Origin of the sequence: Streptomyces sp. NPDC005017 (genome assembly GCF_042873115.1) — a bacterium.
In the GTDB taxonomy this organism is placed as follows: domain Bacteria; phylum Actinomycetota; class Actinomycetes; order Streptomycetales; family Streptomycetaceae; genus Streptomyces.
The window spans coordinates 24,031-46,708 of sequence record NZ_JBIALD010000019.1 but is presented as its reverse complement, the minus strand read 5'-3'; the positions used below and the strand labels follow the sequence as shown (position 1 = coordinate 46,708).

The window sequence follows — 22,678 nt, the reverse complement described above, 5'->3', positions numbered from 1 at the left end:
AGACATGACGGGCTTCTCCATCACGGACACCGCGGAACCCTGGGTCGTCCTCGTTCCCCAAGGGGACCCCGAGGTCCAGCGGCAGCTGTCGGACCTTGAGGCGAAGGGCGGCCAGGTCCATCACCTCGACTCCGGTGCCCTGATGACCGAGCGGAGCGTCTACGACTCGTTCGCCCGAGCCCTCCGATTCCCCGGCTACTTCGGCCACAACTGGGACGCGATGGTGGACTGCCTGGACGACCTGTGCGGCGCGGTGACCGGGGGGGTAGGGGTCGCCGTCGTCGTGCGCGACGCGGACCGGCTGCTGGCGGCGGAGCACTTCCCGCTGTTCGTGTCGGTCCTGTGCCAGGGCGCGGACCGGGCGAACTCCGCGACCGATCTGGACGGGTGCCCACTGGACCGGCCCGCCGTCGCCGAACACTTCGTACTCGAGTTCCGCGACTTCGACCGCGAGTCGATCGCCCTCCGGGTCCGCCAGCCGGATCTGACGGTGACCGTCGGCGACGGGTTCGTCGGGGTCGCGCTGGATCCCGACGAATGGCACTGACGCGCCCGGGGTGCGCGGACAAGCGCGTGGGCGCGGCGGTTGTGTGGGGATGGTGAGGAGCGGCCCGATCGGTCAGGGCAACTCGGGCTTTTCGTACGGAGTGTTCGGAGTCGGCCAGCTCGGCTCCTGTGCCTCACGGAGCGACTTCATAAGATCTCTGTAGGCTCAGTACACCCATCGAAACCCACCCCAGGACATCTCCCATGCCGCGACGCTCCAGTTCGAGTTCGACGGGAAGCCCGGACACCCCGAGGAACCGCACCCCGCAGCCCGTCCGGGTGCGGCGGCGTACCTTCGGGGACTTCGTGAAGGCGTTCCTCGCCCTCGTCGCGCTCGCCGCGCTGGTGTTCGGCGTGCCGCTGGGGCTCGCGGCGCAGTTCGGGTGGCCGTTCCCTGACGGGGCGCCCGGTCTGGACTGGCTCCAGCGCGAGATCTCGGTGCAGACGTTCCTGAACATCCTCACCGTCATCGTGTGGCTGGCCTGGGCGCAGTTCACCGCGTGCGTGCTCGTCGAGGTGAAGGCCGCCGTGTCCGGGGTCGGCGTACCGGGACGGGTGCCCGGGGCCGGTGCCAGCCAGCTGCTCGCACGGCAGTTGGTCGCCGCGCTGCTGCTGGTCGGCGCGACGGCCGCCAGCTTCACCCCGGGTCTGTCGCAGCTCGGGCAGAACCTGGAGGGCAACCAGCGCCCGGCCGTCGCCGCCGCGCAGGCCACCCCCGGCCTCTTCGCGCAGGCGCAGGAGCAGGCCTCCTCCACGGCCGCCGCGCTCGCCGAACAGGCCGCCGACGCCGCCCACACCGCCGCGCCCGGCGCCGCGGCCAAGGGCGACACGAAGTACTACCGGATCCAGCCGCCCGAGGGCCGCCATCACGACTCCCTGTGGGAGGTCGCCGAACGCCACCTCGGCGACGGCCGCCGCTACAAGGAGATCTACCAGCTCAACAAGGACCGCGTGCAGCCCGACGGCTCCCGGCTGTCCGAGGCCAGCCTCATCCGGCCCGGCTGGATCATGGAGATGCCCGGCGACGCCCGCGGCGGCGAACTCGTCGAGATGCCCGACGAGGCGCCCGCCGTCCCGCCCGAGGTGCGGGAGCAGATCCGCGACTACGCCAGGACCGGCGACCACGCCGGGCAGCAGGGCGGCGGCGAACAGGCGGGCGGCACGGGCGGCACGGGCGAGGTGTCCCTGCCCGGGCAGCGCCCCGCCCCGGCCCCCGCCCCCGTTCCCGCTCCCGGGCACGACACCGGCCAGTCGCAGGCCCCGTCCGGGCAGCAGGCCACCGCGGCCGACGACGGCCGCTCCTTCGGCCTCCCCGAAGCCCTCCTCGGCGCCCCCCTCCTCGCCGCCGGCCTGCTCGGCGCCCTCGGCCGGCGCCGCCGCCAGGCCCTGTGGCAGTCGGCCGTCGGTGCCGTCGGCGGGCGGCGCGGCATGGAACCGCCCACCCCGACCGGCGCCGCCGCCGACGCCCAGGACGCGCTGATGGTCGGCGCCGACCCCGAGGCCGTACGCCTGCTGGACCGCTCCCTGCGCGGCCTCGCCGCCGCCCTCACACACCTGTCGCGCCCCCTGCCCGTCGTCTACGCGGCCTGGCTGAGCAACGGCGACCTGCACCTCCAGCTCGCCCAGCCCGCCGGGGCGCCGCCCGCGCCCTGGCAGCTCGGGCAGGACCAGACGTTCTGGATGCTGGCCCGCGCCGACGCCGAGGCCTACGAGGACGTCGACACCGCCGCCCCGTACCCCGGCCTGGTCAGCCTCGGCACCATGGACGAGTCGCGGCTGCTGCTCAACCTGGAGGCCGTGCCCGGCCTCGTCTCGCTGAGTGGCGACGAGGCCGACCGGGCCGCGGTGTTCGCCTCCGTCGCCGCCGAACTCGCCACCAACGGCTGGTCGGACCGCATGACCATCACCCTCGTCGGCTTCGGCGAGGACCTCACCCCGCTCGCCCCCAACCGGCTGCGCCACCTCGACGGCGTCGACGACCTGATCGAGACGATGGACGCCGAGACCCGGCAGCGGCGCGGCGCGCTCGGCGCCGCCGGACAGGACTCCGTGCTCACCGGCCGCACGGGGCCCGCACAGCACACCCGTTGGGCGCCGCACCTGGTGCTGCTCGCCGCCGAGCCGTCCGCCGAGGACGCCCTCAGGCTCGCCGAACTCGCCGCCGACGCCGGCCGCCTCGGCATCGGCTACCTCGTCGGCACCGGGACCGGCGATCTGCCCGGCGCCTCCTGGGAGATGGAGATCACCGGCGAGGGCAAGCTGCTCGCGCCCCTGCTGGGCCTCGAACTCGACGCCCAGCTCCTGCCCGTGCCGCAGCAGCGCGCCGTCGTCGAGCTGTTCGTCGAGGCCGACCCCGGCGACGACGGCCCCCGGGGCCCGGTCACCACCCCGCCGTTCCTCGTCGACATCAGCGAACAGGGCCGGCCCGCCGTCTACGCCCGCCTCGTCGGCTCGTACGAGGTCATCGGCCTGGACACCCCCGACGGCGGGCGCAGCGCCCTCCAGCACGAGGCCCTCGCCCTGCTGCTCCTGCACCGCGAGGGCGTGCACCCGCGCGTGCTGGCCTCCGCGCTGTGGCCGCGCGGTGTCACCGACGACGTCCGTGACGCGCTGCTCGACCGGCTGCGCGACTGGCTCGGCGCCGACCCCGACGGCACGCCCCGCCTCGCCACCGACTCCGCCGGACGCCTCACCCTCGCCAAGTCCGTCGTCTCCGACCTCGACGTGCTGCGCTCGCTCTACCACGAGGCCACCCAGGGCCGGGGCGTGGACAACCGGGTCGTGCGCGGACGGCTCCTCACCGACGCGCTCGTACTGGTGCGCGGCCCGCTGCTCGCCGACCGGCCCGAGGGCCGCTACCGCTGGCTCACCCACGAGATCATCGACGCCCAGCTCCCGCTGCTCGTCGCGGACATCGGGCTCGCGCTGTCCGGGTTCCACCTGGAGAAGGACCGCGCGGAGAAGGCGATCGAGGCCCTGGACGCCGCCCTGCGGACGGCTCCCGCCGACGAGCGGCTGTGGCACGAACTGCTGCGCGCCACCCACGCCACCGGTGACGCGGCCCGTCTCTCCACGCTCGCCGCCGACCTCGTCGGCCGCAGCGGCGCCCGCGGCCTCCCGCCCCGCACGGAGGCCCTGCTGGACGAGCTCCTGCCGTCCTGGCGCGACGGCGTCACGGCGGTGGGATGACCGGGCCGGGTGCCCCGACCGTGGACACGGTCGAGTCCGTGCTGGTCGTCCTCGCCGTGGTGTGGGGCGGGGCGGCCGGTGCCCTGCTGCCCCGCGCGATCCACCGCTTCTCCGCGCCCGCGGGGGAGCCCTGGCACGAGCGGTGCCCCGGCGGGCATCCCCTCCGGGGCTGGACCGGCCCCGCCCGCTGCCCGGAGTGCGCCGCCGGTGTGCCCCCGACCGACGTGTCCCCCACCGGCGCGTCCCAGGTCGATGCCGCTGCTACGCCTCCGGCCGACCCGTCCTCGGCCGAAGCCGCCGACGCGCCTGCGGCCGACGTCCCCGCCCTGCCCCCGTCCGCCCCTGCCGCCGCCGGGCACCCCGTGCCGACCGCGTCCGGAGCGTCGTACGGCCCGGGAGCGCTCGGTCCCGCGACCGCCACGGCGCTGGTCTGCGCCGCGCTCGCCGCGGCCACCGGGGCCCGGCCCGAACTGGGCGTCTGGCTGCTGCTCGCGCCCGTCTGCGTGCTGCTGGCCGCGGTGGACCTGCGGGTGCGGCGGCTGCCCGACCCGCTCACGCTGCCCCTGGCCGCCGCGGCCGTCGCCCTGCTGGGCCTCGCCGCGCTGCTGCCCGAGCACGCGGGGGAGTGGACGACGTCCGTCCTCGGGGCGTTCGCCCTCGGCGCCGGATACTTCGTGCTGTTCCTCATCAACCCCGGCGGCATGGGCTTCGGCGACGTGAAGCTCGCCCTCGGCGCGGGCGCGGCGCTCGGCTGGTACGGCTGGGGAACGGTCATGCTCGGCACGTTCGCCGGGTTCCTGCTGGGCGCGCTCTACGGCGGCGCGCTCGTCGTCGCCCGCCGCGCCGACCGCAGGACGGCGATCCCCTTCGGCCCCTTCCTCATCGGCGGGGCCCTGCTGGGAGTCCTGGCCGGGGCGTACACGGCCTGACGTCAGCACCCCGAACGCCCTGGCGTAGGCTGGATCAGTCCGTCCACAACCCTTGACGAAAGGGGCACCCCGGTGACCGAGAAGGCCGACCTCCAGTCCGTCCTCGACCGAGCCGCCGGGGGCGGGCGCATCACCCCCGAGGAGGCGCTCGACCTCTACCGCGACGCCCCGCTGCACGCGCTGGGCGCGGCCGCCGACACCGTACGCCGCCGCCGCTACGCCGGTGTCGAGCACATCGCGACGTACATCATCGAGCGCAACATCAACTACACGAACGTCTGCGTGACGGCGTGCAAGTTCTGCGCGTTCTACGCCCCGCCCAAGAGCGACAAGGGCTGGACCCGCGACCTCGACGACATCCTGCGCCGCTGCGCGGAGACCGTCGAACTCGGCGGCACCCAGATCATGTTCCAGGGCGGCCACCACCCGGACTACGGCGTGGAGTACTACGAGAAGCACTTCTCGGCCATCAAGAAGGAGTTCCCGCAGCTCGTCATCCACAGCCTGGGGGCGAGCGAGGTCGAGCACATGGCGCGGATCTCCGAGGTGTCCGTGGAGGAGGCCGTCCAGCGCATCCACGCGGCCGGTCTCGACTCCTTCGCGGGCGCCGGCGCCGAGCTGCTCCCGGAGCGGCCGCGCAAGGCGATCGCCCCGCTGAAGGAGAGCGGCGAGCGCTGGCTGGAGATCATGGAGACCGCGCACAACCTGGGCGTGGAGTCGACCTCCACCATGCTGATGGGCACCGGCGAGACCAACGCCGAGCGCATCGAGCACCTGCGCATGATCCGTGACGTGCAGGACCGCACGGGCGGCTTCCGGGCCTTCATCCCGTACCTGTACCAGCCGCAGAACAACCATCTGAAGGGCCGCACCCAGGCCACGATCTTCGAGTACCTGCGGATGATCGCGATCGCCCGGCTGTTCTTCGACAACGTCGCGCACATCCAGGGCTCCTGGCTCACCACGGGCAAGGACGCGGGACAGCTGACCCTGCACTACGGCGCGGACGACCTCGGCTCGATCATGCTGGAGGAGAACGTCGTCTCCGCGGCCGGTGCCAGGCACCGCTCCAACCTGATGGAGATGATCGAGATGATCCGGGGCGCCGACCGTGTCCCGGCCCAGCGCAGCACGACGTACGAGCACCTCCTCGTGCACGACGACCCGGCGAACGACCCCGTCGACGAGCGCGTGGTCTCCCACATCTCCTCGACCGCCATCGAGGGCGGCACGGCCCACCCCGAGCTGAAGATCCTCGCCGCCAACTGACAGCCCCGCTCCGCCGGAACGGGCGGACCGCAGTGGAACTGGTCCGAATTGCCGACCCTTCACGTCGCCGAGGCCTCGCCGGAGGCCGCCGTGCTGGTCGACGGCGCGCACCTCGCCGCCGTCGGCCGGTACGAGGAGCTGACCGCCGCCCACCCGCAGGCACGCGTGCGGCGCTGGCCCGGCATCCTCACGCCCGGACTGCTCAACCCGTACGGGCCGGAGCTGCTGGAGCACACCTACCACCCCGACCCGCGGGAGGCCGACACGTACGGCACCCGGCCGATCGGCGGGCCGCGCGCGGAGGCGCTGTTCCGCGCGGACCCCGCCCGCCGGGGCGCCAGCGCACGCCGGGGCGTGCAGCGGCTCCTGGCGCACGGGACCGTCGCCGTCGCGGGGGAGCTGCGGGAGCGGGGCGCGCTGGACGCGGTGCGGCGCGCTGGGCTGCTCGTGGGGCTGCGCCCGCCGTCACTGCCGGGCCCGCCGTCCTTCTCCCCCGTTCCGCTGATCCTGCTGCCTCCCCTGCTGCCGGGCGGCCCGGCCCGGTTCGCCGTCTTCGACGTGCCGGACCGTGCGGCCCTGGTACGGGAGGGGGCCGGCACCTGTGTGGCCACGGTGCTGGGCGGACGGCTGCTCTACCGGGCGCGCTGACGCGCACCGGCGGGAGGGCCGCTGCCCGGCCGCCGCACCCCCTGCTGCCACAATGAACCCGTGACCCGCGCATCCCTGGACAAGCAGCCGCACGAAGTCGCCTCGATGTTCGACGACGTGGCGGAACGGTACGACCTCACCAACGACGTGCTGTCCCTCGGGCAGGACCGGCGCTGGCGCAAGGAGGTCGCGAAGGCGGTCGACGCCCGCCCCGCGCAGAAGATCCTGGACCTCGCCGCCGGTACGGGCACGTCCTCGCAGCCCTTCACGCAGGCCGGCGCCTACGTCGTGCCCTGCGACTTCTCCCTCGGCATGCTCCGCGTCGGCAAGCGGCGCCAGGCCTGGATGCCGTTCACCGCGGGCGACGCCACGCGGCTGCCGTTCAAGGACGACACCTTCGACGCGGTGACGATCTCCTTCGGCCTGCGCAACGTCCAGGACTTCGACACCGGCCTGCGCGAGATGTACCGGGTCACCCGGCCCGGCGGGCGCGTCGTCATCTGCGAGTTCTCGCACCCGACCTGGACGCCGTTCCGCACGGTCTACACCGAGTACCTGATGCGCGCCCTGCCGCCGGTCGCCCGCGCGGTGTCCTCCAACCCGGACGCGTACGTCTATCTCGCCGAGTCCATCCGCGCCTGGCCCGACCAGCCCGCGCTGGCGGCCCGGCTGAAGGACGCCGGCTGGTCGGACGTGGCGTGGCGCAACCTGACGGGCGGGGTCGTGGCCCTGCACCGGGGGTTCAAGCGGGCCTGAGGGCACGGGCGAGGCCCCCGCGCCGCCGTCCGCCACCGTCCGCCGACGCCCGTCACAGTCCGCAGCCGGCACCCGCGACCGTCAGCCGTCAGCCGTCAGCCGTCAGCCGTCAGCCGTCAGCCGTCAGCCGTCAGCCGTCAGCCGTCACCGTCGGTCGTCGGTCGCCGGTCGGCGCCCGCGACCGTCCGCTGCTGGCGCCCGCGACCGTCCGCTGCCGGCGCCCGCGACCGTCAGCCGTCACCCGCCACCGTCAGCCGTCACCCGCCACCGTCCGCTGCCGGCCGTCAGCCTGCCAGGGTCGGGTACGGATCGCCCGGCTCGTCCAGTTCCCGTTCCAGTCCGCCGCCCCCGGGGCGCGGCAGCCGCGGCTCCCGTACGCCTCCGCCGCCCTCGCCCCGCCCGAAGTCGAACCACACCGTGACGACGGCGTCCCGCGGCACCTCCGCACCGGGCGGCGGATACTGCCGTACGACGTAGTCGACGACGGCGAGATGGAAGTCGGGCCGGTCCGGCGCGGCGAGGAGCACCCCGTGCTCCTCGGCCTCGCGGCGGGCGTCCACGGCCATCAGCCCGACGAGTTTCGGCACATGCACTTCGGGTGTTTTGCGTGTGAAACTCACAGATGTCACCCCCAGCGGTACTGGCAGGGTAACGCCGGGGGGTGCCGCCCGGAAGCGTCAAGTCGCTATCTGTAGCAACTGGTTACCGTGTGTCACAGGTTCAGCTCGTAGCAGCGGCCCTGCTGCTTCGACTCCGGGCTGACGAACGTGTCGGCCAGCCGCATGCCGAGCCGGTCGATCACCGCGATCGAGCGGGCGTTCCGGGCGTCGACCATGGCCACGACGTCGTCCACGCCCGCCGTGCGGACCCGTTCCAGGGTCTCCCGCGCGGCCGCGGTGACGTACCCCTTGCCCCAGTGCGGGCGGGCGAGCCGCCAGCCGATCTCGATCCTGCCCCTCGGCCCCCACTCGCCCGGCCACGGCTGGGCCCCGGTGAAGCCGACGACCTCGCCGGACCCGTCGAGCACGCTCCACAGGCAGAAGCCCAGTTCGGCGTCGTGCCGGCGCTGGCGGGCGGTCAGCTCCTCGTACGCGGACAGCTCCCAGGCCCTGCCGCCGTGGAACTCCATGACGTCCGGGTGATCGAAGATCCGGTGCCACACGACGGCGTCCTCGTCGGTCGGAACGCGCAGCCGTACAGCGGGGAGAGCTCGGTTCACGGGGCAGCCCTTCAGCCGGTTGATCAATTGTGCTGCATAGACTGCCCATGTCCAGTGCCGGTCGGCACGCAGATTTCGAGCCTTGGGGAGATCCCGCCGTGACCGAGCCCCTCTCCGACAACACCGCAGACGTGATCGTCGTGGGCGCGGGGCCAGCAGGCTCCACCACCGCCTACCACCTGGCCCGGGCCGGTCTCGACGTCCTTCTGCTGGAGAAGACCCAGTTCCCGCGCGAGAAGGTCTGCGGCGACGGCCTCACCCCGCGTGCCGTCAAGCAGTTGGTGGCCATGGGCATCGACGTCTCCGAGGAGGCCGGCTGGCTGCGCAACAAGGGCCTGCGGATCATCGGCGGCGGCGTCCGCCTCCAGCTCGACTGGCCGGATCTCGCCTCCTTCCCCGACTACGGCCTGGTCCGCAAACGGGACGACTTCGACGAGCAACTCGCCCACCAGGCCCAGAAGGCGGGCGCCCGGCTCTTCGAGCAGTGCAACGTCTCCGGCCCGATCGTGGACGACCGCACCGGCCGCATCACCGGTGTGAAGGCCAGGCTCGGCGACGAGAAGCGTGAAGTCACCTTCCACGCCCCGCTGGTGGTCGCCGCCGACGGCAACTCCACCCGGCTGTCCCTCGCGATGGGCCTGCACCGCCGTGAGGACCGCCCGATGGGCGTCGCCGTCCGCACGTACTTCGAGAGCCCGCGCCACGAGGACGACTACCTGGAGTCCTGGCTGGAGCTGTGGGACCGCCGCGGCCCCGGCGAGGACCGGCTGCTGCCCGGCTACGGCTGGATCTTCGGCATGGGCGACGGCACCTCCAACGTCGGTCTGGGCGTGCTCAACACCTCCGACTCCTTCAAGGAGCTGGACTGGCGCGAGGTGCTCAAGGCCTGGTGCGCCTCCATGCCGGAGGACTGGGGCTACACCCCGGAGAACATGACCGGCCCGATCCGCGGCGCCGCCCTGCCGATGGCCTTCAACCGCCAGCCGCACTACACGCGCGGCCTGCTGCTCGTCGGTGACGCCGGCGGCCTGGTGAACCCGTTCAACGGCGAGGGCATCGCCTACGCCATGGAGTCCGGGCAGATCGCCGCCGAGGTCATCGTCCAGGCCCACGCCCGCGCGACGCCCGCCCAGCGCGAGACGGCCCTCCAGGGCTACCCGCGCATCCTGAAGGACACCTACGGCGGCTACTACACGCTCGGCCGTGCCTTCGTGAAGCTCATCGGCAACCCGAGGGTCATGAAGATCGCCGCGCAGCGGGGCCTGACGCACCCGATGCTGATGAAGTTCACCCTCAAGCTCCTGGCCAACCTCACCGACCCGGCCGGCGGCGACGCCATGGACCGCATCATCAACGGGCTGAGCAAGGTGGCACCCAAGGCGTGAACGAGGCCGGGCGCCCCGGAAAGGGGCGCCCGGCGAAAATCCGTGCGCTGCGGGACCGTTCGGGCATACCGCCCGAGCCCTCCTGGCGTATCACCCGGGCCGTTCCGACGTATCGGTCATGCCCGCTCGTCCGCGTGCCGACCAGATCTTTCGGGCGGACCAGATCTTTCGGGCCGTCCGGACCTTTCAGGTTGTCCGGACCTTTCAGGTCGAACGGACCTTTCGGGCGACCGCGCGGCCCGAACACCCCACCGCGCAAACGGTGAAGGGCCGCTGCCCCCGAGCGGCTGCGGCCCTTCACCCGGTCCTGCGTGCGCCGGAGCGTCTCGCGCGGCTCAGAGCACGCGCACCGCGCCCGAGGCCGGGTAGCCGGACAGGTCCTGGATGACGACGCCCTTGGAGGGGTTGGCCGCGTCCAGGTACTGGCCGTCACCGATGTAGACACCCACGTGGTACGCGGAGCCCTTGCCGCCCCAGTAGAGGATGTCGCCGACCTGGAGGTTGGACGTGCCGACCTCGGTGCCGACCATCGACTGGTCCTGGGAGACGCGGGGGAGGTCCACGCCGACCTCGCGGAAGGCGGCCTGGACGAGGCTGGAGCAGTCCCAGGCGTTGGGGCCGGTGGCGCCCATGACGTACGCGTCGCCCAGCTGAGCCTTGAGGAAGGCGATGACGGTGCCCACGGAGCCGCTGGCCGGGGCCGACGCGGTGTCGGAGGCGGGCGCGGACGCCGTGCTGAGCTCGGTCCGCTCCGCGGAGCGGGAGGCGGCCTCCTCTGCCGCGGCCCGGCGGGCTGCGGCCTCCTCGGCGGCCTTCTTCCGGGCCTCCTCCTTCTTCTTCGCCACCGCGAGGTCCGCCTTGGCCTCCTTGGCGGCCTGGGCGGCGGCCGCGTCACGCTCGGCGGCCAGCTCGTAGTTCGCGGCGGCCAGCTCCATGGCGTCCGCGGACTCGGCGACATGAGTGGACAGGTCGGCCGTGAGGGTGGGCAGTTCGATCGTCTGCGTCACCGGCTCGGCGGCGTTGGCCGTTGCCGACGCACCGGCCGCCGCCATGCTGAGAACGCCACCGGCGACTCCGGCGCGCATCGCGATCGTCGAGGACGCGGTGCGGCGGGGCTTCCGGTGGCTGCGTATGTGAGCGGTGTGGGACATGAGAGCAATCGGTATCAGGGGCTCCTCCATACCTACAAGAAACGTGGGCTGCGCCACAGTTGTTCAATCGGCGTCGCGAAAACCCCTCGCCCGGCTCCTTATTGACGCCGTAACGGGCATTACGGACACACCCTTCCAAGCCTGTGATCATGGGCTTTCGTCGTTACGTCCGGATTGCCCGGCGCCTACCACTGGTTGAGACCGTTGGCCAAGCCCGGTTTTCATCCGCCTCTCACGGATGTGGCGGAGGTCACGGAACGGTCACCCGGGAGGCTGCGTCTCGCGCGCTCCGGGGTCCGCCGGGCGCTCGTGAACGCGTGCACACGTCCACATCTCGCCCCGGACCTCCCCCTGATGTGTGAATGCCGCCCTCTATCAAGGGGGGACGTCCAGCACCAATTTGCATGCAGGCGAACCCTCTTGATATGGAGACGCCCCTCCTGAGCTGGCCCGACGAGCGAAAATGTCACCTCTGGTGATCACTCTGACGCTTCGAGTGTGAAGATCACCGCTCATCCGACTTCATGATCCTTCGTCAGGTGGTGGAGATCACAAAGCTTGTGGAATACCCCGTGTCGCAGATCACAGAGCGCCGGGCATAGGATGCGAGGCAGTTGGGCTTGTGACCTGCTTCACATGTTCTCGATCTTCGTCCGGGACGAACGGGGTTGAGGGGGCGGACGAGGCGGAAGTGAGCCCCGGTACCACCCGCCAGCAGTCAGTGCCGACTGAGAGGAGCGAGGAGCGGTGAACGCGTATGCGCCCATCCTCGTACTGGGAGCCCTCGGGGCAGGCTTTGCGATCTTCTCCGTGGTCATGGCCACGCTGATCGGTCCGAAGCGGTACAACCGCGCCAAGCTCGAAGCCTACGAATGCGGCATCGAGCCGACCCCCACGCCGGCCGGCGGCGGGCGCTTCCCCATCAAGTACTACCTGACGGCGATGCTCTTCATCGTCTTCGACATCGAGATCGTCTTCCTCTACCCCTGGGCCGTCACCTTCGACGCCCTGGGTGTGTTCGGGCTCGTGGAGATGCTGCTCTTCGTGCTCACCGTCTTCGTCGCCTACGCGTACGTGTGGCGGCGCGGCGGCCTGGAATGGGACTGAGGGGCCTTAAAGGACATGGGACTCGAAGAAAAGCTGCCGAGCGGATTCCTGCTGACCACCGTCGAGCAGGCCGCGGGCTGGGTGCGCAAGGCGTCCGTCTTCCCCGCCACGTTCGGCCTCGCCTGTTGTGCCATCGAGATGATGACCACGGGCGCCGGCCGGTACGACCTGGCGCGCTTCGGCATGGAGGTCTTCCGCGGATCACCGCGCCAGGCGGACCTGATGATCGTCGCCGGCCGGGTCAGCCAGAAGATGGCGCCGGTGCTCCGGCAGGTCTACGACCAGATGCCGAACCCCAAGTGGGTGATCTCCATGGGGGTCTGCGCCTCCTCGGGCGGCATGTTCAACAACTACGCCATCGTCCAGGGCGTCGACCACATCGTCCCGGTCGACATCTACCTGCCCGGCTGCCCGCCCCGGCCCGAGATGCTGATGGACGCGATCCTCAAGCTCCACCAGAAGATCCAGACCTCCAAGCTCGGCGTGAACGCGGAGGAAGCGGCCCGGGAGGCGGAGGAAGCGGCGCTCAAGGCCCTGCCGACGATCGAGATGAAGGGGCTGCTGCGGTGAGCGACGCGAGCGGGGTGAACCCCGAGAAGGACCTGAGCGCCTCCAACCTCCCCGGCCAGCGCGGTCAGGGCGGCGAGGAGATCCGCGTCCAGCGCGGCATGTTCGGCGCGAACAACGGCGGCGACACCTCCGGCTACGGCGGCCTGGTGCGCTCGGTCCGGCTCCCCGGCCCGGCGAGCCGCCCCTACGGCGGCTGGTTCGACGAGGTCGCCGACGAACTCGAGGGCGCGCTGGAGGAGCAGGGCCTGCTCCCCGAGAACGCGATCGAGAGGACGGTCGTCGACCGCGACGAACTCACCTTCCACATCGAGCGCGAACACCTGCCGCGCGTCGCCCGCACCCTGCGCGACGACCCGGCCCTGCGCTTCGAGCTGTGCACCGGCGTCAGCGGGGTGCACTACCCCGAGGACAAGGGCCGCGAGCTGCACGCCGTCTACCACCTGCGCTCGATCACCCACAACCGGCTGATCCGGCTGGAGGTCAGCGCCCCCGACGGCGACCCGCGCATCCCCTCGCTCGTCCCGGTCTACCCGACGAACGACTGGCACGAGCGCGAGACGTACGACTTCTTCGGGATCGTCTTCGACGGCCACCCGGCCCTGACGCGGATCATGATGCCGGACGACTGGCAGGGCCACCCGCAGCGCAAGGACTACCCCCTCGGCGGCATCCCCGTCGAGTACAAGGGCGCCCAGATCCCGGCTCCGGACCAGCGGAGGTCGTACTCATGAGCACGCAGCACGCAACGGGGCGCGCGACCACCGAGGGCACCGTATACACGGTCACCGGTGGCGACTGGGACGAGGTCGTCAGGGCCGCGGCCCGTGCCGACGACGAGCGCATCGTCCTCAACATGGGCCCCCAGCACCCCTCCACGCACGGAGTGCTCCGCCTGATCCTGGAGATCGACGGCGAGACCGTCACCGAGGCCCGCTGCGGCATCGGCTACCTCCACACCGGCATCGAGAAGAACCTCGAGTACCGGACCTGGACGCAGGGCACCACGTTCGTGACGCGCATGGACTACCTGACGTCCTTCTTCAACGAGACCGCCTACTGTCTCGCCGTCGAGAAGCTCCTCGGCATCGAGGACCAGATCACCGACCGGGCCAAGATCATCCGGGTGCTCCTGATGGAGCTGAACCGGCTCTCCTCCCACCTGGTGTGCATCGCCACCGGCGGCATGGAGCTCGGCGCGACCACGATCATGATCTACGGCTTCCGCGACCGCGAGATGATCCTCGACATCTACGAGCTCATCACCGGCCTGCGGATGAACCACGCCTACATCCGCCCCGGCGGACTCGCCCAGGACCTGCCGCCCGGCGCGGTGGACCAGATCCGCGAGTTCGTGAAGAAGATGAAGAAGAACCTCCCGGAGTACGACAAGCTCGCCACCGGGAACCCGATCTTCAAGGCCCGTATGCAGGACGTCGGCTACCTCGACCTGGCCGGCTGCATGGCCCTCGGCGCCACCGGCCCGATCCTGCGCTCGACCGGTCTGCCGCACGACCTGCGCAAGACGCAGCCCTACTGCGACTACGAGACCTACGACTTCGACGTCCCGACCACCGACACCTGCGACTCCTACGGCCGCTTCCTCATCCGCCTGGAGGAGATGCGCCAGTCGCTCGGGATCGTCGAGCAGTGCCTGGACCGGCTCCAGCCCGGCCCGGTCATGGTCGCCGACAAGAAGATCGCCTGGCCCGCCCAGCTCGCGCTCGGCCCGGACGGCCTCGGCAACTCCCTCGACCACATCAAGAAGATCATGGGCACCTCCATGGAGGCCCTGATCCACCACTTCAAGCTGGTCACCGAGGGCTTCCGCGTCCCGCCGGGACAGGCGTACGCGGCCGTCGAGTCACCCAAGGGCGAGCTCGGCGTGCACGCCGTGTCCGACGGCGGCACCCGCCCCTACCGGGTCCACTTCCGCGACCCGTCCTTCACCAACCTGCAAGCCATGGCGGCGATGTGCGAGGGCGGCCAGGTCGCCGACGTCATCGTCGCCGTCGCGTCCATCGACCCCGTGATGGGAGGCGTCGACCGGTGACCACCTCTTCTTCCGAGCGGGGCGTGAGCCTGGGCATGCCCCAGCTGCCCGCGCCCGCCTACCCGGACGACGTCCGGGAACGGCTCGAGCGCGACGCGCGCGAAATCATCGCCCGCTACCCGGACTCCCGCTCCGCCCTCCTGCCGCTGCTCCACCTCGTGCAGTCCGAGGAGGGACACGTCACCCGCACCGGGATGCAGTTCTGCGCCGACGTGCTGGAGCTGACCACGGCCGAGGTCACCGCCGTCGCCACCTTCTACACCATGTACCGGCGCAAGCCCTCCGGCGACTACCAGGTGGGGGTGTGCACCAACACCCTGTGCGCGGTGATGGGCGGCGACGCGATCTTCGAGGCGCTCCAGGAGCACCTGGCCGTCGGCAACGGCCAGACGACCGCCGACGACAAGGTCACCCTGGAGCACATCGAGTGCAACGCGGCCTGCGACTTCGCGCCGGTCGTGATGGTCAACTGGGAGTTCTTCGACAACCAGACCGTCGAGAGCGCCAAGCGCCTGGTGGACGACCTGCGTGACGGCCGGGTGGTCTCGCCCACGCGGGGCGCGCCACTGTGCACCTTCAAGGAGACCGCGCGGATCCTGGCCGGTTTCCCCGACGAGCGCCCCGGGGCCGTCGAGGCGAGCGGCAGCGCGGGACCCGCGTCGCTGGTGGGCCTGCGCCTGGCCAAGGGCGAGACCGCCCCCGCGCGCGTGGTCCACCCCCGCGACGGCGGTCCGCACAGGGAACCGCACGACCGCGCGGCGCACGAGCCGTCGCCCACCGAGCACCTCAGCTCGCACGACGCGCCGCAGGACACATCGGCCTCCGACCCGGCTCACCCGGCAGGCCCTGACGCCGAGGAGGGGGAGTGATGACCTTGGCACCCGAACTGAAGGACACCGGCCCCGAGAAGCTGCTCGCACCCGTGCTGTCGGCCTTCTGGGACGAGGACCGCTCCTGGTCCCTGGACGTCTACCGCAGGCACGAGGGGTACGAGGGCCTGCGCAAGGCGCTCGCCATGACGCCGGACGACCTGATCGCCTACGTCAAGGACTCCGGGCTGCGCGGCCGCGGCGGCGCCGGCTTCCCGACCGGGATGAAGTGGCAGTTCATCCCGCAGGGGGACGGAAAGCCGCACTATCTCGTTGTCAACGCCGACGAGTCGGAGCCCGGGACCTGCAAGGACATCCCGCTCCTCTTCGCGAACCCGCACAGCCTCATCGAGGGCATCGTCATCGCGTGCTACGCCATCAGGTCCTCGCACGCGTTCATCTATCTGCGGGGTGAGGTCGTCCCCGTACTGCGGCGGCTGCACGCGGCCGTGCGCGAGGCGTACGAGGCGGGCTACCTCGGCACGGACATCCTGGGCAGCGGACTCGACCTCGACCTCACCGTGCACGCGGGCGCGGGCGCGTACATCTGCGGCGAGGAGACCGCGCTGCTGGACTCGCTGGAAGGCCGCCGTGGCCAGCCGCGGCTGCGTCCCCCCTTCCCGGCGGTGGCAGGCCTCTACGCGTGCCCCACTGTGGTGAACAACGTCGAGTCCATCGCCTCGGTTCCCGCCATCCTCCAGAACGGCAAGGAATGGTTCCGGTCGATGGGCAGCGAGAAGTCCCCGGGCTTCACGCTCTACTCGCTCAGCGGCCATGTCGCGAGCCCCGGCCAGTACGAGGCCCCGCTCGGCATCACCCTGCGCCAGCTGCTGGAGATGAGCGGCGGGATGCGCCCCGGGCACCGGCTCAAGTTCTGGACGCCCGGCGGCTCCTCGACCCCGCTGCTCACCGACGAGCACCTCGACGTCCCCCTCGACTACGAGGGCGTCGGCGCCGCGGGCTCCATGCTCGGCACGAAGGCACTGCAGTGCTTCGACGAGACGACCTGCGTGGTGCGGGCGGTGACCCGCTGGACCGAGTTCTACGCCCACGAGTCCTGCGGCAAGTGCACGCCCTGCCGTGAAGGCACCTACTGGCTCGTCCAGTTGATGCGCGACATCGAGGCCGGCAAGGGCGTGATGAGCGACCTCGACAAGCTGAACGACATCGCCGACAACATCAACGGCAAGTCCTTCTGCGCCCTCGGTGACGGCGCCGCCTCGCCGATCTTCTCCTCGCTGCAGTACTTCCGCGAGGAGTACGAGCAGCACATCACGGGCCGCGGCTGCCCCTTCGACCCGGCCAAGTCGACGGCCTGGGCCGACCGTACGGAGGTGAACGCATGACAGTGACCACCAGCGCTCCCTCCGGAGGCGGGGAGGCGGCGGTGCCGCCCGAGGACCTCGTGTCGCTGACGATCGACGGCGCCGAGATCAGCGTGCCCAAGGGCACCCTGGTCATCCGGGCCGCCGAGCAGCTCGGCATCGAGGTACCCCGCTTCTGCGACCACCCTCTCCTCGCGCCGGTCGGCGCCTGCCGCCAGTGCATCGTCGAGGTCGAGGGCCAGCGCAAGCCGATGGCGTCCTGCACCATCACCTGCACCGACGGGATGGTGGTGAAGACCCAGCTCAGCTCGCCCGTCGCGGAGAAGGCCCAGAAGGGTGTGATGGAGCTCCTGCTCATCAACCACCCGCTGGACTGCCCCGTCTGCGACAAGGGCGGCGAGTGCCCGCTGCAGAACCAGGCCATGTCGCACGGCCACTCCGAGTCCCGCTTCGAGGGAAAGAAGCGGACGTTCGAGAAGCCCGTGCCGATCTCCACCCAGGTGCTGCTGGACCGGGAACGCTGTGTGCTCTGCGCGCGCTGCACCCGCTTCTCCAACCAGATCGCCGGCGACCCGATGATCGAACTGCTGGAGCGGGGCGCGCTCCAGCAGGTGGGCACGGGCGAGGGCGACCCGTTCGAGTCGTACTTCTCCGGCAACACCATCCAGATCTGCCCGGTCGGCGCGCTCACCTCGGCGGCGTACCGGTTCCGCTCCCGGCCCTTCGACCTGGTCTCCTCGCCGAGCGTGTGCGAGCACTGCTCCGGCGGCTGCGCCACCCGCACCGACCACCGGCGCGGCAAGGTCATGCGGCGCCTCGCGGCGGCGGACCCCGAGGTCAACGAGGAGTGGATCTGCGACAAGGGGCGCTTCGGGTTCCGGTACGCGCAGACGCGCGACCGCGTCGAGACGCCCCTGGTGCGCGACGCCGACGGCAGGCTCGTGCCCGCGTCCTGGCCGGAGGCGCTCCAGGCCGCGGCCGAGGGGCTGCTGGCCGCGCGCGGCCGCACCGGAGTGCTCACCGGCGGCCGGCTGACCGTCGAGGACGCGTACGCGTACAGCAAGTTCGCGCGCGTGGCGCTCGACACCAACGACATCGACTTCCGCGCGCGCGTGCACAGCAGCGAGGAGGCCGACTTCCTCGCCGCCCGCGTCGCCGGACGCGGCCGGGACCTCGACGGCACGGGTGTCACCTACACCTCCCTGGAGAAGGCGCCGGCCGTACTGCTGGCCGGCTTCGAGTCCGAGGAGGAGGCCCCCGGAGTCTTCCTGCGGCTGCGCAAGGCCTGGCGCGGACACGGCCAGAAGGTGTTCTCGCTGGCCACCTACGCCACCCGCGGACTCCAGAAGGCGGGCGGCACACTGCTCCCGGCCGCTCCCGGCACCGAGACCGAGTGGCTGGACGCGCTCGCGAGCGGCGTCGGCCTGGAGGAGCCGGGCGGCCGGTGCGCCGAGGCGCTGCGTGCCGAGGGCTCGGTGATCGTCGTCGGCGAGCGGCTGGCGGCCGTCGCGGGCGGGCTCACCGCCGCCGTACGGGCCGCCACGGCGACCGGCGCTCGGCTGGTGTGGATCCCGCGCCGGGCCGGTGAGCGCGGCGCGATCGAGGCGGGCGCGCTGCCGTCGCTGCTGCCGGGCGGGCGTCCGGCCACCGACCCGCGGGCGCGCGAGGAGGTCGCGGCCGCCTGGGGCGTCGCCGAACTCCCGCACCGCTACGGCCGCGACACCGGCCAGATCGTCGAGGCCGCGGCCTCCGGCGAACTGCGGGCCCTGCTGGTGGCCGGTGTGGAGGTCGCCGACCTGCCCGACCCGGCACGCGCGCGTGAGGCCCTGGACGAGGCCGGCTTCCTGGTGTCGCTGGAGCAGCGGCCCAGCGAGGTCACCGCGCGGGCGGACGTGGTGCTGCCGGTCGCCGCGGTCGCCGAGAAGGCCGGTGCCTTCCTCAACTGGGAGGGCAGGGTGCGCTTCTTCGAGGCCGCGCTGAAGCCCGACCAGATGACCCGGCGCCTCGCGCCCGGCGACGCGCGGGTGCTCCAGATGCTGGCCGACGCCATGGACGTCCACCTGGGCCTGCCGGACCTGCGGACCGCGCGCGCCGAGCTGGACCGGCTGGGCGCGTGGGACGGTCAGCGGGCCGGCGAGCCGCGGGAGAGCGGCGGTGTGCTGCCCCGGCCCGCGGCCGGGGAGGCCGTGCTCGCCGGGCACCGGCTGCTGCTGGACCTCGGCGCGCTCCAGCGGGGCGACGAGGCGCTCGCCGGGACGCGGCACGCGGCCCACGCGCGCGTGTCGGCGGCCACGGCCGTCGAGGCGGGGGTGCGGGACGGCGAGGTCCTGGTCGTGACCGGGCCCTCCGGCACCGTCGAACTGCCGCTGGAGATCACCGAGATGCCCGACCGCGTGGTCTGGCTGCCGCTGAACTCCACCGGCCGGGGCGTCGCCTCCGACGCCGGGGCACAGCCCGGCTCCCTCGTCCGCATCGGCCCGGCGGTCCCCGCCGGCGAGGCCCCCAAGGAGGTGGAGGCATGAGCCCGTTCCTCGCCGCTGAAGACCTCTCGCTGTTCGGCCGCGACCCCTGGTGGCTGGTCACGATCAAGGCGGTGTTCTGCTTCGCCTTCCTGATGGTGACCGTGCTGTTCTCCATCGTCTGGGAGCGCAAGGTCGTCGCCTGGATGCAGTTGCGCATCGGGCCCAACCGGCACGGGCCCTGGGGCATGCTCCAGTCGCTCGCCGACGGCATCAAGCTGATGCTGAAGGAAGACCTCGTCGTCAAGCGCGCGGACAAGGCCGTCTACATCCTCGCGCCGATCGTGGCGGCGATCCCGGCCTTCATGGCGATCGCGGTGATCCCCTTCGGCCCGGCCGGCAACGAGGTCTCGATCTTCGGCACCCGCACCACGATGCAGCTCACCGACCTGCCGATCGCGATGCTCTACATCCTCGCGGTCGCCTCGGTCGGCATCTACGGCATCGTGCTGGCGGGCTGGAGCTCCGGCTCGACGTACCCGCTGCTCGGCGGTCTGCGCAGCTGCGCGCAGATGATCTCGTACGAGATCGCGATGGGCGCCGCGTTCGCCTCGGTGTTCCTCTACTCGGGCTCGATGTCGACGTCGACGATCGTCGAACAGCAGGCGGACCGCTGGTACATCCTGCTGCTGCCGGTGTCGTTCATCATCTACGTGATCACGATGGTCGGCGAGACCAACCGGGCGCCGTTCGACATGCCGGAGTCCGAGGGCGACCTGGTCGGCGGCTTCAACACCGAGTACTCGTCGATCAAGTTCGCGATGTTCATGCTCGCCGAGTACGTCAACATGGTGACCGTCTCGGCCGTGTCGGTGACGCTCTTCCTGGGCGGCTGGCGGGCCCCGTGGCCGATCAGCGGCTTCTGGGAGGGCGCCAACCACGGCTGGTGGCCGATGCTGTGGTTCACCGTGAAGGTGCAGCTGCTGCTGTTCTTCTTCATCTGGCTGCGCGGCACGCTCCCGCGGGTCCGCTACGACCAGCTGATGAAGCTCGGCTGGAAGGTCCTCATCCCGGTCTCGCTGGTCTGGCTGATGCTCGTCGCGACCGTGCGGGCCCTGCGCAACGAGAACTACGACTTCGCCGACATCGCCCTGTACGTCGGCGGCGGTGTGATCGCCCTGCTGCTGCTCTCCTTCGTCGCGGACTTCTTCCGCGGCGGCCGGGACGGGCAGGCGGAGGCGGCGCCCGCGGACCGCGCCCCCTTCGACCCGATGGCGGGCGGATTCCCCGTGCCGCCGCTGCCCGGACAGGAGGTGCCCGCGGCCCCGCGCAGGCGCCCGCGCCGGGAGCGGGAGCTGATTGTCAGTGGCGGACCGGATACTGCCAGTGACGGATCTCTGGATGGAAAGGAGGCGTCCGATGGCTGAGGAGCCCAAGGAGACCGAGCAGTCGAAGCCCGGTTTCCAGAACCCCGTGGCCGGCTTCGGCGTGACCTTCAAGGCCATGTTCAAGAAGCGGCTGACCGAGCAGTACCCGGAGCAGCAGAAGACCACCGCTCCCCGTTTCCACGGACGGCACCAGCTCAACCGCCATCCGGACGGCCTGGAGAAGTGCGTCGGCTGTGAACTGTGCGCGTGGGCCTGCCCGGCCGACGCGATCTATGTGGAGGGCGCGGACAACACCGACGAGGAGCGCTACTCCCCGGGCGAGCGCTACGGCCGCGTCTACCAGATCAACTACGCCCGCTGCATCCTGTGCGGCCTGTGCATCGAGGCGTGCCCCACGCGCGCGCTGACGATGACCAACGAGTTCGAGCTGGCCGACTCCAGCCGGGCCAACCTCATCTACACCAAGGAGCAGCTGCTCGCCGGTCTGGACGAGGGCATGGTCGACAGTCCGCACGCCATCTACCCCGGCATGGACGAACAGGACTACTACCGGGGCCTGGTGACGGAGGCCGCTCCGGGCACGGAGCAGCAGGCCGCGGTCTCCAAGGGCGAGGGCCCGCAGGAGGCGGCGTCCACCTCCGGCGAGGACGAGCCGGCGGCGGAGGGGGTGGTCCGCCGATGAGCGCCCAGCTCGCCGCCTACACCACCTCCACCGGCGAGGCCGTCCAGTTCTGGATCCTCGGCACGGTCGCGGTGATCGGCGCCCTGTGCACCGTCCTGATGAGGAAGGCCGTGCACAGCGCGCTCTGCCTGGCCGGCACCATGATCGTCCTGGCGGTGTTCTACCTCGCCAACGGCGCCTACTTCCTCGGCGTCGTGCAGATCATCGTCTACACCGGCGCCATCATGATGCTGTTCCTCTTCGTGGTGATGCTCGTCGGTGTCACCGCGGCGGACTCCCTGAAGGAGACCATCAAGGGCCAGCGCTGGCTGGTCCTGCTGTGCGGCGCCGGCTTCGGCATCCTGCTGATCGGCGGCATCGCCAACGCCTCCCTGACGGAGTTCAACGGCCTCGGCCAGGCGAACGCGAACGGCAATGTGGAGGGTCTCGCGGCCCTCATCTTCACCAAGTACGTCTTCGCGTTCGAGATCACCGGCGCGCTGCTCATCACGGCCGCCGTCGGCGCGATGGTGCTCACCCACCGCGAGCGCACCGAGCGCGCCAGGACCCAGCGCGAGCTGGCCGAGCAGCGGGTGCGCGAGGGCAAGCACCTGCCGCCGCTGCCGGCGCCCGGCGTGTACGCGCGGCACAACGCCGTGGACATCGCGGGCATGCTCCCCGACGGCACCCCGTCGGAGCTCACGGTCAGCAAGACCCTGCGCGAGCGCGGCCAGATCCGGGACGTCTCGGCGCAGGCGCTCAACGATCTGAAGGCCATCGAGCAGCGCGCCGAGGAGCGCCTGGAGCGTGGCGAGATCGAGCCGCCCCCCTTCAAGCGGACCGAGGAGGCGTCGAAGTGAACCCGGTCAACTACCTCTACCTCGCCGCCCTGTTGTTCACGATCGGCGCCACCGGCGTGCTGATCAGGCGGAACGCGATCGTGCTGTTCATGTGCATCGAGCTGATGCTGAACGCCTGCAACCTCGCGTTCGTCGCCTTCTCCCGGATGCACGGCAATCTCGACGGGCAGATCATCGCGTTCTTCACGATGGTCGTCGCCGCCGCGGAGGTCGTGGTCGGGCTGGCGATCATCGTGTCGCTGTTCCGTTCCCGCCACTCGGCCTCGGTCGACGACGCCAGCCTGATGAAGCTGTAAG

General features: G+C 71.5%; 21 protein-coding genes. 18 read left to right on the top strand and 3 right to left on the bottom strand.

Annotation, left to right across the window (positions count from 1 at the left end; all coding sequences use genetic code 11):
• Nucleotides 1-4: 4 nt before the first annotated feature.
• From ACFYR0_RS26095 to ACFYR0_RS26070, 6 genes are all read left to right on the top strand, one after another.
• A complete protein-coding gene (locus ACFYR0_RS26095) occupies nucleotides 5-547 on the top strand; it encodes a barstar family protein (protein WP_389332741.1) in 543 nt (180 codons plus the stop codon).
• A 203-nt stretch (nucleotides 548-750) separates the two neighbouring features.
• The gene (locus ACFYR0_RS26090) at nucleotides 751-3,735 is read left to right on the top strand and encodes a BTAD domain-containing putative transcriptional regulator (RefSeq protein WP_389332738.1); all 2,985 of its coding nucleotides are present in this window, start codon (nucleotides 751-753) and stop codon (nucleotides 3,733-3,735) included.
• A 20-nt stretch (nucleotides 3,736-3,755) separates the two neighbouring features.
• Nucleotides 3,756-4,664 carry a prepilin peptidase gene (locus ACFYR0_RS26085; RefSeq protein ID WP_389332735.1) on the top strand — a complete coding sequence of 303 codons (909 nt, stop codon included), beginning with the start codon at nucleotides 3,756-3,758 and terminating at the stop codon, nucleotides 4,662-4,664.
• A gap of 72 nt (nucleotides 4,665-4,736) precedes the next feature.
• Entirely contained in the window at nucleotides 4,737-5,933 is a 1,197-nt protein-coding gene (gene mqnC / locus ACFYR0_RS26080) for a cyclic dehypoxanthinyl futalosine synthase (protein ID WP_389332732.1), read from the top strand.
• 48 nt (nucleotides 5,934-5,981) lie between these two features.
• Nucleotides 5,982-6,581 (top strand): hypothetical protein, encoded by a 600-nt coding sequence (locus tag ACFYR0_RS26075; RefSeq protein WP_389332729.1) that lies wholly within the window; start codon nucleotides 5,982-5,984, stop codon nucleotides 6,579-6,581.
• 60 nt (nucleotides 6,582-6,641) lie between these two features.
• Nucleotides 6,642-7,337 (top strand): demethylmenaquinone methyltransferase, encoded by a 696-nt coding sequence (locus ACFYR0_RS26070; RefSeq protein WP_386380585.1) that lies wholly within the window; start codon nucleotides 6,642-6,644, stop codon nucleotides 7,335-7,337.
• A 284-nt stretch (nucleotides 7,338-7,621) separates the two neighbouring features.
• Here the strand turns inward: ACFYR0_RS26070 and ACFYR0_RS26065 are convergent, their stop codons facing one another.
• Together ACFYR0_RS26065 and ACFYR0_RS26060 are read right to left on the bottom strand one after the other, a co-directional pair.
• Nucleotides 7,622-7,930 carry a PASTA domain-containing protein gene (locus ACFYR0_RS26065; protein ID WP_389332726.1) on the bottom strand — a complete coding sequence of 103 codons (309 nt, stop codon included), beginning with the start codon at nucleotides 7,928-7,930 and terminating at the stop codon, nucleotides 7,622-7,624.
• 119 nt (nucleotides 7,931-8,049) lie between these two features.
• On the bottom strand, nucleotides 8,050-8,556 hold the full coding sequence (locus ACFYR0_RS26060) for a GNAT family N-acetyltransferase (RefSeq protein WP_389332723.1): 507 nt from the start codon (nucleotides 8,554-8,556) through the stop codon (nucleotides 8,050-8,052).
• Nucleotides 8,557-8,603: 47 nt separating this feature from the next.
• Between ACFYR0_RS26060 and ACFYR0_RS26055 the strand changes: the two genes are divergently transcribed.
• Entirely contained in the window at nucleotides 8,604-9,941 is a 1,338-nt protein-coding gene (locus ACFYR0_RS26055) for a geranylgeranyl reductase family protein (protein ID WP_389332720.1), read from the top strand.
• A gap of 335 nt (nucleotides 9,942-10,276) precedes the next feature.
• Here ACFYR0_RS26055 and ACFYR0_RS26050 read toward each other — a convergent pair whose 3' ends face one another.
• The gene (locus ACFYR0_RS26050) at nucleotides 10,277-11,122 is read right to left on the bottom strand and encodes a C40 family peptidase (protein WP_389332717.1); all 846 of its coding nucleotides are present in this window, start codon (nucleotides 11,120-11,122) and stop codon (nucleotides 10,277-10,279) included.
• Nucleotides 11,123-11,839: 717 nt separating this feature from the next.
• On the opposite strand from ACFYR0_RS26050, the gene ACFYR0_RS26045 reads away from it, so the two are divergent.
• Genes ACFYR0_RS26045 through nuoK form a run of 11 tightly spaced genes read left to right on the top strand, consistent with a single transcriptional unit; the run spans nucleotide 11,840 to nucleotide 22,677 of the window.
• On the top strand, nucleotides 11,840-12,199 hold the full coding sequence (locus tag ACFYR0_RS26045; protein ID WP_007383963.1) for an NADH-quinone oxidoreductase subunit A: 360 nt from the start codon (nucleotides 11,840-11,842) through the stop codon (nucleotides 12,197-12,199).
• 15 nt (nucleotides 12,200-12,214) lie between these two features.
• A complete protein-coding gene (locus ACFYR0_RS26040; protein WP_003998928.1) occupies nucleotides 12,215-12,769 on the top strand; it encodes an NADH-quinone oxidoreductase subunit B family protein in 555 nt (184 codons plus the stop codon).
• On the top strand, nucleotides 12,766-13,500 hold the full coding sequence (locus tag ACFYR0_RS26035) for an NADH-quinone oxidoreductase subunit C (RefSeq protein ID WP_389332714.1): 735 nt from the start codon (nucleotides 12,766-12,768) through the stop codon (nucleotides 13,498-13,500). Before ACFYR0_RS26040 ends, ACFYR0_RS26035 begins: the two co-directional genes overlap by 4 nt.
• Entirely contained in the window at nucleotides 13,497-14,819 is a 1,323-nt protein-coding gene (locus ACFYR0_RS26030; protein ID WP_389332711.1) for an NADH-quinone oxidoreductase subunit D, read from the top strand. The genes ACFYR0_RS26035 and ACFYR0_RS26030 overlap by 4 nt, the downstream gene beginning before the upstream one ends.
• Nucleotides 14,816-15,688 (top strand): NADH-quinone oxidoreductase subunit NuoE, encoded by an 873-nt coding sequence (gene nuoE / locus ACFYR0_RS26025; protein WP_389332708.1) that lies wholly within the window; start codon nucleotides 14,816-14,818, stop codon nucleotides 15,686-15,688. The genes ACFYR0_RS26030 and nuoE overlap by 4 nt, the downstream gene beginning before the upstream one ends.
• On the top strand, nucleotides 15,688-17,034 hold the full coding sequence (gene nuoF, locus ACFYR0_RS26020) for an NADH-quinone oxidoreductase subunit NuoF (RefSeq protein WP_389332705.1): 1,347 nt from the start codon (nucleotides 15,688-15,690) through the stop codon (nucleotides 17,032-17,034). Before nuoE ends, nuoF begins: the two co-directional genes overlap by 1 nt.
• Nucleotides 17,031-19,535: an NADH-quinone oxidoreductase subunit G gene (locus ACFYR0_RS26015; RefSeq protein WP_389332702.1), complete on the top strand. Its 2,505-nt coding sequence runs from the start codon at nucleotides 17,031-17,033 to the stop codon at nucleotides 19,533-19,535. The genes nuoF and ACFYR0_RS26015 overlap by 4 nt, the downstream gene beginning before the upstream one ends.
• Nucleotides 19,532-20,899 carry an NADH-quinone oxidoreductase subunit NuoH gene (nuoH, locus tag ACFYR0_RS26010; protein ID WP_389332699.1) on the top strand — a complete coding sequence of 456 codons (1,368 nt, stop codon included), beginning with the start codon at nucleotides 19,532-19,534 and terminating at the stop codon, nucleotides 20,897-20,899. Before ACFYR0_RS26015 ends, nuoH begins: the two co-directional genes overlap by 4 nt.
• Nucleotides 20,892-21,542 (top strand): NADH-quinone oxidoreductase subunit NuoI, encoded by a 651-nt coding sequence (gene nuoI, locus ACFYR0_RS26005; RefSeq protein WP_389332696.1) that lies wholly within the window; start codon nucleotides 20,892-20,894, stop codon nucleotides 21,540-21,542. The genes nuoH and nuoI overlap by 8 nt, the downstream gene beginning before the upstream one ends.
• A complete protein-coding gene (locus ACFYR0_RS26000; RefSeq protein WP_389332693.1) occupies nucleotides 21,539-22,381 on the top strand; it encodes an NADH-quinone oxidoreductase subunit J in 843 nt (280 codons plus the stop codon). Before nuoI ends, ACFYR0_RS26000 begins: the two co-directional genes overlap by 4 nt.
• Entirely contained in the window at nucleotides 22,378-22,677 is a 300-nt protein-coding gene (gene nuoK, locus ACFYR0_RS25995) for an NADH-quinone oxidoreductase subunit NuoK (RefSeq protein WP_053760538.1), read from the top strand. The genes ACFYR0_RS26000 and nuoK overlap by 4 nt, the downstream gene beginning before the upstream one ends.
• Nucleotide 22,678: the final 1 nt, after the last annotated feature.

Coding starts and splice junctions, on each gene's coding strand:
- ACFYR0_RS26050 (WP_389332717.1), bottom strand. CDS start 11,122: ATGGAGGAGCCCCTGATACCGATTGCTCTCATGTCCCACACCGCTCAC.
- nuoH (WP_389332699.1), top strand. CDS start 19,532: ATGAGCCCGTTCCTCGCCGCTGAAGACCTCTCGCTGTTCGGCCGCGAC.
- nuoF (WP_389332705.1), top strand. CDS start 15,688: ATGACCTTGGCACCCGAACTGAAGGACACCGGCCCCGAGAAGCTGCTC.
- ACFYR0_RS26040 (WP_003998928.1), top strand. CDS start 12,215: ATGGGACTCGAAGAAAAGCTGCCGAGCGGATTCCTGCTGACCACCGTC.
- ACFYR0_RS26015 (WP_389332702.1), top strand. CDS start 17,031: ATGACAGTGACCACCAGCGCTCCCTCCGGAGGCGGGGAGGCGGCGGTG.
- ACFYR0_RS26000 (WP_389332693.1), top strand. CDS start 21,539: ATGAGCGCCCAGCTCGCCGCCTACACCACCTCCACCGGCGAGGCCGTC.
- ACFYR0_RS26055 (WP_389332720.1), top strand. CDS start 8,604: ATGTCCAGTGCCGGTCGGCACGCAGATTTCGAGCCTTGGGGAGATCCC.
- ACFYR0_RS26095 (WP_389332741.1), top strand. CDS start 5: ATGACGGGCTTCTCCATCACGGACACCGCGGAACCCTGGGTCGTCCTC.
- ACFYR0_RS26030 (WP_389332711.1), top strand. CDS start 13,497: ATGAGCACGCAGCACGCAACGGGGCGCGCGACCACCGAGGGCACCGTA.
- ACFYR0_RS26090 (WP_389332738.1), top strand. CDS start 751: ATGCCGCGACGCTCCAGTTCGAGTTCGACGGGAAGCCCGGACACCCCG.
- nuoI (WP_389332696.1), top strand. CDS start 20,892: ATGGCTGAGGAGCCCAAGGAGACCGAGCAGTCGAAGCCCGGTTTCCAG.